We start from the raw sequence: 15673 nt of genomic DNA on the forward strand, positions 1-15673 counted from the left end.
TATTATTTGCCTCATTAACATTAAACTGCGTATAATAATGATTATATGCAGTTATTTTCATGCTTAAATGAAGCAGTATTGGGGGCATAATTGTATGACAGCAGGAGATTGGAATCGACTCGAGTTGGAGGAGACCTACGAGGAAGAGCTGCAAGCATTTCGCTTATGGATGTCAAATGCCGGCTATACACAGCTTACGCAGCGCAATTATGTCGGTGATGTACTTCAATTTTTACGACGGTTGAATGGACAGTCTATATATGAAGTGAAAAATAAACAGATCTTCACACACCTAGCTTGGTTAAAATCCACAGGAATAAAGGATGCGACTCGTAATCGAAAGCACTGTGCATTAATCAGCTTCTATCGTGCGCTGAACGAACTGGAGATGACGGATATTAATCCTGCGCTCCAAGTCAAAAAATCCAAGACAGAATCCGCTCGTGCGCCGGTCTATTTGGATCCTCAAGACATTAAACGCTTGCTGCACTCGGTAGAAGGTAAATACAGCAATCGCAACTTAGCGATTCTCATGCTTATGTCATACGCGGGTCTGCGCGTTGGCGAAGTGCATCGGCTCAATCTGTCTGATTATTATTCAGAGCGGAGAGCTATTGAGGTATTGGGTAAAGGTCGAAAGTGGCGCACAGTTCCGCTCCCGGCTCCAGTGGCAGAGCAGATAGAGCTTGCGATCCAAGAACGCATTGAGCCTTGGCGTGCGCAGGAGGATGCATTATTTATATCGCAGAAGGGGCGACGAATATCTATTCGTTGCATACAATTGATGGTTCAGCAGTTGATTGATCAGCTGGACGACGGTTCAAGTGACAGGCTTCATGCTTCTAATTGGAAACAAGTATCCAGCCATAAGCTGCGTCACTCCTATGCAACAATGCTTGTTAGGAGCGGGACAGATATCCGTACGGTACAGGAATTGCTTGGACATGCTTCCATCCAAACGACGACGATCTACACCCATGTTAACGATAAGCAGAAAGAAGATGCTACCGCACGATTATCGGCTTGGATCTAAAGTGCTTCATTTCACAAGGAAAGCGCTACATAGTCTTTAAAAAGTAAGGAAATACGCGTTTGACAGCTGTGAGGTACAATGAACAGCTCTACAGCGCTCGATTTCCTCGTATGACCTTCGTAGCTTTATTAGGATTACGAGACTAATGGTGCTAAACTATTTAAGTTAGACCTTGCTAGATCCATCGCATATACATGCGGTGATAAGCAGTAGCAGACTAACATAGAAGAACGATCATAGAAGGTGGAAGGTCATGCAAGTCGCATTAGGATTTATCATATTATTTGGATTTAACGCAGCTGGTGTCTGGTTGCATCAATCGCTTCATATTCCGTTACCAGGTAATGTGCTTGGACTCGTTCTATTTATAGCTGCATTAATGCTTAAGGTGATTCGCTTAGAATGGGTAGAACGCTCTTCCGAGTTTCTCTTGAAGCATATGCTGTTGTTCTTTATTCCATATGTAGTTGGAATTATCGCGTTCTTTCCGGTCATTAAAGCGCACTGGTTCAGTATGTTTGCCGCTATTATCGGCAGTACGCTCGCTGTATTGTTTGCAACTGGTTATACAGCGAAGAAGCTGCAGACGGATACAGACAGCAAGCCAGCCGTAACGTCTCATAGCAAGGAGGATGCAGCATGGATACAGGAAGTGTAATACATCAACTATGGTTTGGGTTGACCGTAACACTTGTCGCTTATATAGGTGCAAAATGGGTTCATAAACGCATCCCTTGGCTGCACCCCATCCTAACTAGCTCAGGTGTGCTTATGGCACTGCTGCTTATCGGCGATATACCGCTGGAAACCTATAAAGAAGGGGCAGATCTGTGGTCCGTTATTCTAGGACCAGCTACCGTAGCGCTTGGAGTTCCAATCTATAAGAATCGAGAACATATCAAGCAGCAGTTTAAAGCAATCATTCTTTCTATTACGTGCGGCGCGGTCGTAGGTGTGGTAAGTGTAGCAGGAATATTGTCCTTATTTGACAATGGCGGTGAGCTTCTGCAAAGTATGCTTCCCAAATCAGTGACATCTCCAATTGCAATAGAGATCGCGAATACAATTGGCGGTGTACCGGAATTAGCGGCGGTATTCAGCGTGATTACTGGGTTTGTCGGCGCGCTAGCGGGAAATGCATTTTTACGAAAAGTGGGAATCCGTGATGAATTATCGCAGGGCATCGCGATGGGAACCGCAGCTCATGGATTCGGTACCGCAAAATGCTTGTCTGAATCAGATAAGCAGGGGATGTTTAGCGGATTAGCAATGGGCTTGATGGGTGTAATGACTTCAGTCTTGTTTGCATTTTTGCAATTTATCTTTTAATAGATGTAGGGTATTGGAGACTGCTCGATAGATGGTGTTGCAACCACTCGAGTATGTCTCTTTTTTGTTGAAAGCTTAGAAATGACGAAAAAAAAGTTAAAAAACGTGGCTTATTTTAATAGTGTGTGATTAAATTCACATGTTATAGTATAAATTTGTGATATAGTAAAGACATTCAAGAAGAGGAGTGATCATAATGAAAGTATTCAAAACATTTGATGATACGAATAAAGTGACTTCCAACTTTTTGCAATTTTGCTACATGTGTGATGATAAGCATAAATGTACAACTGAAGAGGCTTGCCGCCAATGCTGGGCTGACAAAAATGTCGACACAGAAGGCAACCGCAACGAAACAAGCGACATGCTTACAAGTTACTACGCTTAAGGTAAGTACGTATTTATTTAGCTAGTCATGTGAAATTTGTAACAACCTAGTAATGGGATATTGCTCATCCCGTTTACTTCTTTAATATTACGGTTTGAAGAATCCACTTGAAGCCTTCGGTCATTTCGACCGAGGGTAATTTTTTGCAACAAATAGGTTAACATAATGTATCATATGTAATCTTAGATCGTAACTATTTATTCTCTGTAATCGTAGTATAATAAAGAGAGCAAAGGAGGGATTGTCTGTGACAAAAGACACTACATCTGCTCGACGCATCGATCTGGAAGTGTGGTATGACAGCTGGTGCCCGATGTGCAGCGGAATTAAAGCTCGTCTTGAGAAGCTGGATTGGCTGCATGCTTTGCACTTTCGATCCATTCGAGATCACAACGCATTAATGCAATCGCCACTAAAGGACGTATCACCGACTTTACTGGAGCAGCGGATGTACATTCGGAATATGAGCACCGGAACAATTCGTTCAGGCATCGAGGCAATAGAGTCGATCTCGAGTGTCGTACCATTATTATGGCCGCTATGGCCGACGATTGTGGTTAGCAGGATGTTTGGCTTAGGACAGCGCCTGTATGATTATATCGCTTCACGCAGACTGATTGTGCCGACAGGCGCATGTGCGGAAGGCAGCTGCGAGTGGAAGCCGCCTTCATCAGACTCATAAGGTGCGACAGCCTGCATATAGAACGGGGAAAGAGCGCAGAGATAATCTCTGCGCTCTTCTGATGTAAAGCTCCGACACGGCATCGCTTATACTCGTTGAGGATGCTCGGCAGCAACAAGTCTTACTGATTCGGCGTTGCTGCTGACTTGGGCAGCATCTTTGCATCCCGGAATGACGCAGGATACAGCAGGGTGCTGCAAGCACCAAGCTAGCGCCCATTGCGCCATGTTGATTCCTTCCGGCACTTCTTCCTCCTGAATCTTCGCGACAACAGCAAGCTGCTGGTCGAGCCCTTCGCCATTCAGACGGGCACGCACATCATTAGCAGCGAATCGGGCGCCGGCCTTATACTTGCCGGACAATAGGCCACTAGCAAGCGGTACTCGCGCGAGGACGCCTAAATGTTGACGTTCGCATTCTGGAAATACGTCCTGTTCCGGCGAACGATCTAAGCGATTGTAGACGATCTGAATCGTACTTGCGCCAACCAGTGCCGCATTCGTCGTTTGATGCATACTATTGGATTTGTTAAGCGATAGACCCAGATGCTTTATCTTTCCTGCTTGCTTCTGTTTATCCAGCATCGTCCACAGCTCATCATTATCGAATGCTTGATCATTTCCGGAGTGGAATTGGTACAAGTCAATGTAATCAGTCTTTAACGCCATTAATGAACGATCCAATTGAATCAGAGCATCCTGTGTGCTATAGCCGTCTGTGCGATTCATATGGGAGTGAAAGTAGTGTCCAAACTTCGTTGCAATGATCCAGTCCTCGCGTTTATCACGCTTCAAGAAGTCTCCAATGAAAGCTTCTGACAAATGATCCCCATAGCATTCAGCTGTGTCAATGAAATTGATGCCTTCTTCTTTCGCCCGTGTTAATACTTCATCGACTTCTGATTGCGTATAATCATGGCCCCATTCGCCGCCAAACTGCCATGTGCCGACTCCGATAACAGAAACTTTCAGCTCAGTCTTGCCTAAACGTCGGTATTGCATATATGTAACACTTCCTTTCACAGGTATTGTTTGCACATTTAGTGTATAATCATCTTATCACAAACCTCACCAGCTTACGAAATCTACGAGCTTTTGAAAAATGTGATGAAATCCGCAATAATAGAGTAGAGTTGCCCTAAACACGATAACATGTGAATTATGAAATAGAAAGTAGTGAGAAACGATGACTAACCAGTGGATCGCAGAAAGATATGAACTAACGCAGCAGATTATGCAATCGGATGACGGTACTTGGTATCGCGCAATAGACACATCGCTTAAACGAGAAATTATGATACTAATAACAGATGCCGCAGAACATGCGACATTGCTGCAAGCCCAGCGGGACATGAAGGAAGCTGCCCAGCTCTCGAATGAGGAATTTTTACAAATACTTAACGCAGGACATGATGACCAGATCAGCTATATCATATTCCAAGCCATATCGGGAACACCTCTTTATCAATATGCCGAAAACCATGCGGTAACCCTGCGTACGGTGCTGCAATGGGTATTTCGCGCTGGACAATTGCTGCAGCAGGGGCAACTGTGCGGGCTGTCTTCCTTCTCGGTCAGCTTTGACAATCTGTGGATAACAGACGACCATGAACTCGTCGTGATGAATTATTGGAAACAAGCCAGAAGCAGCCGTACAGGCACGCAAGGCTTGCTTCAATTGCTCTATCAATGCTGTACATTGCATGCATTGGCGCCGCGTCAGCTTGATGTATTCATCAGCCGTATTCAATCATCGCTAAAGCATGAGCAGCCTGTTGTTCGCGAATCGGTTATTACGTTAGCGAAGCGAGTATATGAGGATGAGCCTTCTATCATGAGCTTCATGATCATGCTGAAGGAAATGATTGACCAGCCAGCCATACCGATAAAAGATGAACGGCCGCAATCTTATAACGAAGAGCCGACGGTGTCGGATGATACGATTATGTTTGCTTCTCCTGCTTTACAGCAGAAACAGCGTCCAGTACGTCCAGAGCCTGAATCGACTCCAACCGCAGCTGATGCTCGTCATCAAACAAGCAATCTAGAGGAGTTAATGACAGCGCCTGGAGCTAAGGAACGGAACAATCAGCAGACGCGTGACCATAATAATCAACCGTCCTCGACGAATCGTCGCTCTAGTAAGATGAAGATTATCGCAGCCATAACGGGTTGTGTGCTCTTCATCAGCTTGATCGGAGGCGCCGTATTATGGGCTAACTCACTTAGTAAAGATGACGAAACAGCTCAAAATACGGAATCTGTGACAGGAGCGCCTGTGGCTGGAGATACTGAAACTTCATCTAATGACCAGTCACAGAATGTAGCTGCGGATCAGAATGGATCTACCGATTCGACAGATTCGTCATCTCAAGATACGGAGAATACGGATAGCCAGAATCAAGCAACGGGGACAGAGGGGTCCGAGCTCAAACCGTCAGAGCCGAATTCGAACAATGGCAATAGCAGCACTGATAACAGCACCGAAAACAACAATAATAACAACAATGATCAGTCTAAAGTGAAACCAGATCAACCGAATCCTGTCGATCCTGGAACAACTGATCCTGTAACACCGCCTAATACAGGGGAAACAACGAAGCCGGAGACTCCACCAACAGGAGAACCAGCCCCTGAAGGTACTGCGCCTAACTTGGTTGGTCTTACATTAGAGGAAGCTGAGAAGCAAGCACGGGCGGCTGGCCTTAAATACAGCTATGAGAAGAAAAATGCTGAGGGTCAAGAGGCAGGCAAGGTATTTCAACAAGAGCCTGCGGCAGGTACACCAGTCAAGAAAGGCGATCGAATCACCTTCTACATCGCACGTGATCAGAAGAAATAAGATCATATCTACACCATGCAAGCTGGAGATGATGCATCATTCATGATAATGTATTCACATTTATGACTTAAAGTGGACGTTATCAAATGGATTATTATGTTAATATTAAATCAAGGAAATGAATGAAGCTCAATACCATCGGCTTCGATGAACATGACGCATAGGAAGTGTATCCAGTCCAAGGCTGATAAAGGTTGTGCAAGATAACAGGGTGGGGCGCAGTTAGCAATTATAACTGTTCCTCACTCTTTTCATTTTATATAGCTAATAAAGGCTTGATTATCGTGATAATTGTTATCATAATTGGAAGTATCGTGCAGATTGTCTCGATGTCGAACCTGGCAAAAGATAGTCATAGATTTACAGCTTGAAGCAGAATACAAACGGAGATGGAGGACCACCAACATGAGCAATACAGCCATTATCCCAATACTAGAGATTAATCAAATCCATGAGGCATGTGATATCGCACAAGCGATCTGGATCGAGCACTACACACCGATTATTGGCAGAGAACAAGTCGATTATATGGTTGATAAATTTCAGTCTCCGCAAGCGGTGAAAGAGCAGATTGACGCTGGTTATGAATACTTTTTTCTAACTTACGAGAATCAGAACGCAGGGTACTTTTCTATTAAACAAGAACAGAATAAGCTGTTCTTAAGCAAACTTTACGTCGATCGAGCTTATCGCGGCAAAAAAATCGCATCTAGCGCTATTGCATTTATGTTAGATACGTGTAAGAAGCATAAACTGCAGTTCATCTATCTAACTGTTAACAAGTATAATCATCAATCCATCGCCGCATATGAGCAGCTTGGCTTTAAAAAGGTTGATGAGGTTGTAGCCGATATCGGCAACGGTTACGTGATGGACGATTATATTATGGAAAAATGGATTGAAGCTTAATTCAGTGACGGAGGAGCGGGTGAGATGCGGCAATACGAAGCAGAACTGGTAGTCGACTCACAGTGTCAACTGGGTGAGGGACCCGTATGGGATGCGCGTACGAGATCGATCTATTGGGTCGATATTACGGGTAAGAAGCTTCTGCAGTATTTTGCAGATAACGGTGATATTCGATCAATAGATCTGGAGCAGCAGATTGGGTGCTTCGCCCTTAGGGATGACGGAACCGCTGTCGCTGCGGGAAGCCATGGGTTTCAATACATGAATTTGAGCACGGGCGCCTTGCAGGCGATTCATGATCCCGAAGCACATCTGCCAAACAATAGATTCAATGATGGGAAGTGCGACAGTCGCGGCAGATTCCTCGCGGGCTCGATCACCTCAGATAGCAGTCCAAACGGAGCATTATACGTGATGCACCCATCTGGTGAAATAAATCTGCTGCTGGATCAGATCGCATGCTCCAACGGCATCGCATGGTCACGAGATGAAACGAAGATGTATTATATCGATTCTCTTGCGTACGCAGTACATGCTTATGACTATGATGCCGAGACATGCGGGTTAAGCAATAAGCAGGCGATCATTACATACTCCATACCTGGTATCGTACCGGATGGGATGACTTGGGATCAGGAAGGCATGCTCTGGATCGCAGAATGGGGCGGCTGGAATGTAACGCGGTGGAATCCCGCGACTGGCGAGCGGTTGGCCAAGATTCAAGTACCTTGCACGTTTGTCACGTCTTGCGCATTTGCAGGAGATGGGTCAGACGAACTGTACATCACGACTGCAAGAGGCGGATTGACGGAAGAACAATTGGCTGAGCAGCCTCATGCAGGAGGACTGTTTCGTGTGAAGACAGGTGTAGCAGGGGTTGGTGGACATCTGTTCAAGGCTCAGGGGTAAAATAAACAATAATTAATGACATTAAATAAGCATATTCCTTCGCGGAATATGCTTATTTTTCTGTCTACTATTATCCCAGTTTAGTTATATTCATTTTCTATAAAGACAAATGGTTGTCATCCTCGTATAATAAACTCAATATTTCATATATATTGGCAAAAAAGGTGGTTAAACGTATGATAGAGAACAATATCCAAGTTTCGATCGTGAATTACCATCCCGACTATGCGCAGTCAATTGCAGACATGTGGAATAGCAGTCAAGATTCATGGGGTGGAGGCACATCGGTGCGAACCGCTGAGCAAGTTATCCAGCAGGAAGCAAGTTCAGATAACTTAGTCTTATTTCTTGCCATATGCGCTGATGAAGTAGTTGGTTACTGCAGTTTATGCGAATTCCGTGATGATATCGGAGCTTTATATATACAGCTGCTGAATGTACGACCGGACTTTCACGGCAAGGGTGTGGGCAAGCAGCTTGTGCTGCGCTGTGTTGAGGAGACGATTCAGCGAGGCTGGCGACGCCTGGATCTTCACACGTGGGGATCGAATATGAAGGCAGTTCCGCTCTATAAGCGTACGGGCTTCTTCTGGGAAGAACGAGATGATCAGGTGCACCTGATGAACTTCATTCCGAATGTGGTAGCTTGTGAAGCTCTTGCTCCTTATATAAAAGATATAGACTGGTATAAGGACTCGACTCGTATAATTGAAGTCAGACCCGATGGTGTGGTGGAGAATGGATTTCACACATACAGCTACACTTGGGAGAAGGATAGGCATCAATTGCGAGTGGACTTTGAGCGCCGTGGAAGAGGGATCTGTCTGATCGAGACAGAGGATTACCGCATATCCGCCCATGCCGAATCAGCTGAGCCTGTGTTCGGCAAGTCCTATGCGATCGAATATCGAGTTGTGAACAAATCCGGTGCTCCACTGCATATTTCTTTTCAAGGTATAAACGACGGAAACATCAAGTTTGATTGGCAGCAGACTGTAGATGTCATTGACGAGATGGCATTGAATGCCCGCTTCTATGTGGGCGAGATTGAGGAAGAGCCGCATGAATTCCGTACTTGCCCTGCCGTTACAGCCAGTGTACTCATCAACGGTCTGCAAGTCGATATGAAGCTGGGGGTTATTCCCCGCTTCCCAGCTAAGCTGAAGCTGCAGGTGCCTGATATCATGTATGCGCAAAATGGACGCTATGATTTCTATGTAGATGTGGAGAATCAATTTCCGAGCGCCGCAGAATTTTCCTTTATACTGCCTAAGGTTCCGTGGATGGAGCTGGAGCAGGATCAGTTCTCCATCCGTCTAGCTGCGAATGAGAAAGCATCCTTAACTGTTCCATTCCGTCTCTTGGATTACGGATTCTATGAGCCGCGAATTGTGGTTGAGTCAGTAACAGATACAGGAGAAAGCGTGTCCTTCTCACGATCAATCGGCGGCGGTTTCGGAGGCCCTGGCGCCGTATTGCTCGGGGAAAGCGACTCTAAACGTTACGTGTTGAACGGTCGCAGTCGACTCGTCATGTTGAAGGACTACAATCAGATTAGCTTGTACAACGTTGGGCGTGAGCAGAATCGCATCGTCGCTCTATTTCCGCGAATCGGCCTGCCTTATTCAGGAGAGTTCGGCAAGAAGAAGCCGACAAGTGTAGAGCAACTTGAAATGAAAGGAGCAGCAGGCTATAAGCATACGTATCATTCGGATGCATTTCCAAGCCTGGTGCTGCACACCTATACGCTGCTGCATGCTGACGGTACCGTAAAGATGTGGCAGGAGCTCGAGAATGTCGGAGAGTCACCTATACTATCCGACACCCGAGTATCTCAGCGAATCAATATGAGCTTGTACCGAGCTGTGCTGCCATATGAGGGCAGATATGTAGAGATGGAGACGACACATGGCAATGAATTCGATCATTGGGATGCTGACAAAGTATCCGAGCCTTGGATCTACTCGCGCGGAGAGAATTCAGGACTAGGCATATGTTGGTCTGACTCGCATCAGATGTCGTTCGGCAATTGGTTTATTGACTTGGAGTCCGCTATCCAAGAACTGAGTCCGCATGAAAAGAGAAGCACAGATGCGATCACTCTGACGATCGGCGGATTCGAAGACTGGCGGTCATTCCGCAGCTTTGCGCTCAAATCTAGCGATCAAGAGCTTCCGGCTCCAGTCGTTCAGGATATTGAACTTGAGGTGAATCAGGGCAATCCGTTCACAGCTTCTTCTAGTGACGGAATATCGGCAGTGCTGCGCGACCTCAAGAAGAATTCGTGGGAAGGCGAGGTCAAGGCGGAGCTTGCAGGCGAGGTACATAACTGCTCCTTCGCAGCAGATGACGATCGAACGGAAGCCTCCTTCATGCTGAACCATCCGAAACAAGACTTCGATACGTTACAGGTTGAAGCTAGGCTGGGGGTAAGGGATGAAGCTGTTCACGCAGCCTTATTCAAGATGTCCGGAAGCATCGATTACTCACAGACAGAGGATGCCGGACACATTATTCAAGAAGCGGATAATGGCAAGATTCGCATATCCGCTGCTGCAGGATACTATTGCGGCCTTCGCTCTCTTCAAGTGAACGGCCGTGAATGGCTCGCATCTGATTTCCCTAATTACAGCGCGAAGTCGTGGTGGAATCCATGGATTGGCGGGATATATGATCAGGTATCCAATATGCGCGCTCATAATTTGATTCCTGAAGAACGCTCCGGCGGGATCGCGTATATGATCGACCAACATGGCAATGAATGGTCTGGTATTCGCATGAGTCAGAGCATCAAGGAACACAAATTGTTTAAGGGTCTGAAGTGGGATACCTACTACATGATGCTGCCTGGAGTTCCGGCGCTGGCTATCGTAACTGATGTGCATCAGCGTACGGGCACGTATTTGGAAGAGGATCGAAGCTGGTATACCCAGATGTTCCTTCAGCCAGGAGAAGATCAGGATCACGGTTGGCTTCGTACGTATTCGGTTAACGGTAGCCCTATACGCTATCTTCTGGGTCAAGGCGAATTATATGCTGAGGAATCCACTCATTATGCCATCGGTCATCATGGCGAACCGGATATCATGCATGTCGTGACGGACGAATATCGAGTTAGCCCTTCGATACAGAGCAACAAGGAAGTTAGCGTACTTTCCTTTTCACGCAAGCTAGGTATACCTCATGGGAAGAGTGTGCGATTAACTCCAATCATTCTCGTATTTGCAGATGAGCTGCTGCCTGAGAGTTCGTTGAAATCATTGCGTGGACTTACATTTATCTTGAAAGAGAAGCATGCACTTGTCGAAGGAGTATGATCGAATGAAGATTATTGACGCACACATGCATTTATCGAACATTCATTCATTTTACGAGACTGCTGTTCGATCAGGGATCAACTATTCGCTTGAAGGAATACTGCAGGAATATGCGGACAATGACGTTGTGCTCGGAATCGGAATGGGGGTAACAGAGACGCCGCATGAAGGCTTTCCTGATCGCGGCGCTAGAACACCTATGGGGCTAGATCTGGAGGAGAATCTGCCTCCACAGCTTGTGTACTGTCCGGGTATCAATCCGTTTACGTTGGATCAAGCCGCACTTGATGCACTTGAACTCAGCTTGCAGAAGCCTGATGCTGTAGGGATTAAGATCTACCTCGGCTATTATCCGTACTATGCATACGATGATGTGTATCAACCGGTATATGAACTTGCGAAGCAGTATAAAGTACCTGTCGTTTATCATACGGGCGATACGTATTCAGAGCGCGGCTTATTGAAATACGCTCATCCCTTGACGATCGATGAAGTGGCTGTTCAGCACCGTGAAGTTAACTTAATGATGGCACACTTAGGAGATCCTTGGGTACTTGATGGAGCGGAGGTCGTGTATAAGAATCGAAATGTATATGCCGATCTGTCTGGATTAATGGTGGGGGATGCGGAGAACTGCAAGCGGCTGAAGGATTCACCACTCTTTTTCTCGCATCTGCGACACGCGCTTGTCTATTGTGATCATTATGATAAGCTGCTCTTCGGTACAGACTGGCCGCTCGCGCCAGTACGTTCTTATAAGGAATTTGTGATGGAGCTTATTCCTGCTGAGTATCATCAAGATGTGTTCTTTAATACAGCATTGCGTGTTTTCCCTAAGATTGCACCGTTAGTCAAATAACACATATGTCGAGCATGCTCATCTGTCCGACGATAGAAGAATGCCATTATATCATTACTGATACAATGGCATCTTCTTAACATAGCAGGGCATCATGCTGCCTCATCTTTTTTAGAGCCATTCTTTAAATTTGCGGATATACCATTTCTTAATAGCTTGAGTCAGGAAGCAGTAGCTTAGCAATATAGCTGCCAGCCAAGGGAAGTAGGAGAGGGGCAACGGCTGCAGGCCAACGCTGGCTCCGAAAGCACTGAACGGAATGAATATCCCCGCAATAATGATCAAGCTCGTTAATAAGAGTACAGGCATACTAGCTCTGCTTTGAATAAATGGTATTTTTTCTGTCCGAATCATATGCACAATTAAGGTTTGCGACAAGAGTCCCTCAATAAACCATCCGGATTGGAACAAAGACTGACTATCTACAGTATTCGCTGCGAAAATATAATACATCAAGAAAAAAGTTGCATAATCAAAGATGGAGCTGATGGGACCAATGAACAACATAAATCTGCCTACAGATTTGGCGTCCCATTTTCTGGGTTTACTTAGAAATTCCTTATCCATGCGATCCCATGGAATCGATAGCTGCGAGATGTCATAAAACAAGTTCTGAATGAGCAAATGAATAGGCATCATCGGCAGAAAAGGGAGGAATACACTGGAACCCATTACGCTAAATACGTTCCCGAAATTGGAGCTGGCCGTCATTTTGATATACTTAATGATATTGCCAAACGTCAATCGTCCCTCGATGACTCCAGATTCCAGGACCATTAGGCTTTTCTCTAACAAAATGATGTCTGCAGACTCCTTGGCGATATCGACAGCTGTGTCCACCGAAATACCCACATCGGCATCACGCAGTGAAGCAGCATCATTTATACCATCGCCCATAAAACCGACTGTATGACCTTTGGATTGCAGCGCTTTAACGATTCTAGACTTCTGCAAAGGATTTAATTTGGCAAAAACCGTTGTTTTTTCGGCTAAATTAGCAAGCTGCTCATCATTTAAACGTTCGATATCGTTGCCTAACACAATTTGGTTCACCTGCAGGCCAACATCTTTGCATACTTTGCGCGTTACCGCGGCATTATCGCCGGTTAATACTTTAATTTCAACGCCATTTTGCTTCAGAGCCTGAATGGCCATTTTGGCTGTTTCTTTTGGCGGATCAATGAATCCAACATATCCAACAAGGGTAAGGTTCAACTCATCTTGTTTACTATAAGACCCTTGTTTGGAAGAGATGGTTTTGACGGCAACAGCAATGACGCGAAGCCCATCGTTATTCAACTCATGCACCAATTGAATAGCTTTTTGTGTAATCTGAGGCGTTAGCTCAAGGATTTCACCCTGATCCACCACATGAGAGCAAACACTGATGATTTCCTCTATCGCACCTTTACAAATTAGGATATGGCCATTGCCGCTCTTCTCAAGTACGACAGACATCCGACGGCGGTTAAAGTCAAAAGGGATTTCATCCACTTTCACATAATTTTTCTCTGCTCCAAGGACATCAGTCAGCTCAACACGCTCCAATACGGCAACGTCTAATAAATTTTTAAGTCCTGTCTGATGATAACTGTTTAAATAAGCGTATTCGAGAACCTTAACATCTTCATCACCGTGAATATCCATATATTTTTCGAGAACAATTTTGTCTTGGGTAAGTGTTCCGGTTTTATCCGTACAAAGGATATTCATTGCTCCGAAGTTTTGGATTGCGTTGAGCCTTTTGACAACTACTTTTTTGCGTGCCATCACGGAAGCGCCTTTTGCCAGGTTGGTCGTTACAATAACAGGGAGCATCTCAGGTGTCAGACCGACTGCGATCGATAATCCAAATAGTAGGGCGTCCCACCAATCACCTTTGGTGAACCCATTGATGAAGAAAATAATCGGTACCATGATGAGCATAAATCGAATGAGGACAAAAGTAACACTGTTTACGCCTTTATCAAAACTAGTCAGAGGGCGTTTGCCCGTCAATGTTTTTGCTATCGACCCAAAATAAGTTGAAGCCCCTGTTGATACCACGACTGCAGTAGCTGTGCCGCTTATGATATTCGTACCCATATAGCACATGTTTTCGAGCTCTAGCGCGTTGGCTTGCCGAGGTCGTTTTGGCATATTGTGTTTGCCTGCTGAATGGGTATCTTGCTTTTCAACAGGAAGCGCTTCTCCAGTAAGGGCTGACTCGCCAACGAAGAGATCCTTGGAGGTTAGCAGTCTGACATCAGCCGGTACCAGATCTCCTGCGGACAAATGGACAATATCGCCAGGTACAAGCAGTTCCATATCCATTTCCTGTTTGTTTCCATTCCGAGTCACCGTTGCTGTTGTTCTTACCATAGCTTTTAGCTTTTCGACTGTACGTATAGAACGGAACTCTTGGGTAAATGTAATCAATACACTGATTACAACCATTGCGCTGATTACGATTATACCTTTTGTATCGTCTGTAAGAATCGAGAAAACATCCAGCGCCAAGAGAATAAGGATAAAGGGGTTCTTGAAGCATAACAGCAGCTGCAGGTACCAAGCAGGTGGTTTTTCATGGGCAATTTGATTCTTCCCGAAACGATTTAGTTTTTCTTTCACATCAGCATCTTTCAAGCCGGACTGAGACGTTGATAACTCTGTCAGCAGATCATCTGCCATACAAAAAGAGGCATCGATTAAACGATTTGTTATTTCTGGATTGGTTTGTTCGAATGGTTTGTTAGTTTTCATATTTCATTCCTCCACCTTCGTTTATATAAACAAAAAAAGCTCTCCTCGAAGGAGAGCCGTTGGCTTCGGAACCCGTTATGAATCAATCAACCAGAAATCTGCGTACTTAAATAAACCTGTCCTTTGGGCAGAAATGGACAAATTTGAAATAATGACACAAATGGGTGATCGAGAAAAACGAGTTCCTGCTCTTCACAGGACAATGGTGTTCATATTCATTTCTCTGCCTACTCGTACTACTGTCCATGTGAAAAATCACCCCTTTCAAAATGAAAATCCCCCCAGGTTCACCTAGAGGGATCATACATAAGCGCGCACAAAAAAACACTTATATGCCGTTTCCCCCTAGTCGAGCTTTAGCACTATACAACGTAAAGAGCGATTTGCTCTTAGCCACCTTAAGAAGAGCCTTAATCCGGCAATTCCTGTTCTACCCATTGGCATCTTTCGATATTTCCGGGCAGTGGCCTATGTTTGTATAGGAGCCTCACCTAACGAGGTCATATGTTTTACAGGGAAATACTACACCCGCAAATTATAATATGTCAACAACAATTTTTTGTTATCGGTTTTTCCCTAAATGTAAAATATGTATTAGAGCCTAGAAATCAGAAGTAATTAACTTGTTTTGAAAGGATCATCGCGATATTTGAAAACCTTTGTC

12 protein-coding genes and 1 riboswitch are annotated in these 15673 nt (G+C 45.1%); of the genes, 10 read left to right on the forward strand and 2 right to left on the reverse strand.

Annotated features, from left to right (window positions below; translation table 11 throughout):
* The first annotated feature begins 94 nt into the window (after nucleotides 1-94).
* From ACXX53_RS06705 to ACXX53_RS06725, 5 genes are all read left to right on the forward strand, one after another.
* Nucleotides 95-1033, forward strand: a complete 939-nt coding sequence (locus ACXX53_RS06705) for a tyrosine-type recombinase/integrase (RefSeq protein ID WP_458567857.1) — start codon at nucleotides 95-97, stop codon at nucleotides 1031-1033.
* A gap of 253 nt (nucleotides 1034-1286) precedes the next feature.
* On the forward strand, nucleotides 1287-1691 hold the full coding sequence (locus tag ACXX53_RS06710; protein ID WP_458567858.1) for a CidA/LrgA family protein: 405 nt from the start codon (nucleotides 1287-1289) through the stop codon (nucleotides 1689-1691).
* Nucleotides 1673-2362 (forward strand): LrgB family protein, encoded by a 690-nt coding sequence (locus tag ACXX53_RS06715; protein WP_458567859.1) that lies wholly within the window; start codon nucleotides 1673-1675, stop codon nucleotides 2360-2362. Before ACXX53_RS06710 ends, ACXX53_RS06715 begins: the two co-directional genes overlap by 19 nt.
* A 196-nt stretch (nucleotides 2363-2558) precedes the next feature.
* Nucleotides 2559-2750 carry a hypothetical protein gene (locus ACXX53_RS06720; protein WP_458567860.1) on the forward strand — a complete coding sequence of 64 codons (192 nt, stop codon included), beginning with the start codon at nucleotides 2559-2561 and terminating at the stop codon, nucleotides 2748-2750.
* A 247-nt stretch (nucleotides 2751-2997) separates the two neighbouring features.
* Nucleotides 2998-3432, forward strand: a complete 435-nt coding sequence (locus tag ACXX53_RS06725) for a thiol-disulfide oxidoreductase DCC family protein (RefSeq protein ID WP_458567861.1) — start codon at nucleotides 2998-3000, stop codon at nucleotides 3430-3432.
* A gap of 86 nt (nucleotides 3433-3518) precedes the next feature.
* Here ACXX53_RS06725 and ACXX53_RS06730 read toward each other — a convergent pair whose 3' ends face one another.
* The gene (locus tag ACXX53_RS06730) at nucleotides 3519-4433 is read right to left on the reverse strand and encodes an aldo/keto reductase (protein WP_458567862.1); all 915 of its coding nucleotides are present in this window, start codon (nucleotides 4431-4433) and stop codon (nucleotides 3519-3521) included.
* A 184-nt stretch (nucleotides 4434-4617) separates the two neighbouring features.
* Here ACXX53_RS06730 and ACXX53_RS06735 point away from each other — a divergent pair, with 184 nt between their 5' ends.
* From ACXX53_RS06735 to ACXX53_RS06755, 5 genes are all read left to right on the forward strand, one after another.
* Nucleotides 4618-6273 (forward strand): PASTA domain-containing protein, encoded by a 1656-nt coding sequence (locus ACXX53_RS06735; RefSeq protein WP_458567863.1) that lies wholly within the window; start codon nucleotides 4618-4620, stop codon nucleotides 6271-6273.
* A gap of 405 nt (nucleotides 6274-6678) precedes the next feature.
* Nucleotides 6679-7182, forward strand: a complete 504-nt coding sequence (locus ACXX53_RS06740) for a GNAT family N-acetyltransferase (protein ID WP_458567864.1) — start codon at nucleotides 6679-6681, stop codon at nucleotides 7180-7182.
* Between the two features lie 24 nt (nucleotides 7183-7206).
* Complete coding sequence (locus ACXX53_RS06745) at nucleotides 7207-8091, forward strand: SMP-30/gluconolactonase/LRE family protein (RefSeq protein ID WP_458567865.1); 885 nt, start codon at nucleotides 7207-7209, stop codon at nucleotides 8089-8091.
* Nucleotides 8092-8267: 176 nt separating this feature from the next.
* Complete coding sequence (locus ACXX53_RS06750) at nucleotides 8268-11408, forward strand: GNAT family N-acetyltransferase (RefSeq protein WP_458567866.1); 3141 nt, start codon at nucleotides 8268-8270, stop codon at nucleotides 11406-11408.
* 4 nt (nucleotides 11409-11412) lie between these two features.
* Complete coding sequence (locus ACXX53_RS06755) at nucleotides 11413-12267, forward strand: amidohydrolase family protein (protein ID WP_458567867.1); 855 nt, start codon at nucleotides 11413-11415, stop codon at nucleotides 12265-12267.
* Nucleotides 12268-12378: 111 nt separating this feature from the next.
* Here ACXX53_RS06755 and mgtA read toward each other — a convergent pair whose 3' ends face one another.
* The gene (mgtA, locus tag ACXX53_RS06760) at nucleotides 12379-15009 is read right to left on the reverse strand and encodes a magnesium-translocating P-type ATPase (protein WP_458567868.1); all 2631 of its coding nucleotides are present in this window, start codon (nucleotides 15007-15009) and stop codon (nucleotides 12379-12381) included.
* A 335-nt stretch (nucleotides 15010-15344) separates the two neighbouring features.
* Nucleotides 15345-15515: riboswitch (M-box (ykoK) riboswitch) on the reverse strand.
* Nucleotides 15516-15673 lie beyond the last annotated feature (158 nt).

The organism is Paenibacillus marinisediminis (genome assembly GCF_054343325.1).

Excerpts from the sequence above, each read along its gene's own strand:
- ACXX53_RS06705 (WP_458567857.1), top strand. The coding sequence starts at position 95 with ATGACAGCAGGAGATTGGAATCGACTCGAGTTGGAGGAGACCTACGAG.
- ACXX53_RS06710 (WP_458567858.1), top strand. The coding sequence starts at position 1,287 with ATGCAAGTCGCATTAGGATTTATCATATTATTTGGATTTAACGCAGCT.
- ACXX53_RS06715 (WP_458567859.1), top strand. The coding sequence starts at position 1,673 with ATGGATACAGGAAGTGTAATACATCAACTATGGTTTGGGTTGACCGTA.
- ACXX53_RS06720 (WP_458567860.1), top strand. The coding sequence starts at position 2,559 with ATGAAAGTATTCAAAACATTTGATGATACGAATAAAGTGACTTCCAAC.
- ACXX53_RS06730 (WP_458567862.1), bottom strand. The coding sequence starts at position 4,433 with ATGCAATACCGACGTTTAGGCAAGACTGAGCTGAAAGTTTCTGTTATC.
- ACXX53_RS06735 (WP_458567863.1), top strand. The coding sequence starts at position 4,618 with ATGACTAACCAGTGGATCGCAGAAAGATATGAACTAACGCAGCAGATT.
- ACXX53_RS06740 (WP_458567864.1), top strand. The coding sequence starts at position 6,679 with ATGAGCAATACAGCCATTATCCCAATACTAGAGATTAATCAAATCCAT.
- ACXX53_RS06745 (WP_458567865.1), top strand. The coding sequence starts at position 7,207 with ATGCGGCAATACGAAGCAGAACTGGTAGTCGACTCACAGTGTCAACTG.
- ACXX53_RS06750 (WP_458567866.1), top strand. The coding sequence starts at position 8,268 with ATGATAGAGAACAATATCCAAGTTTCGATCGTGAATTACCATCCCGAC.
- ACXX53_RS06755 (WP_458567867.1), top strand. The coding sequence starts at position 11,413 with ATGAAGATTATTGACGCACACATGCATTTATCGAACATTCATTCATTT.
- mgtA (WP_458567868.1), bottom strand. The coding sequence starts at position 15,009 with ATGAAAACTAACAAACCATTCGAACAAACCAATCCAGAAATAACAAAT.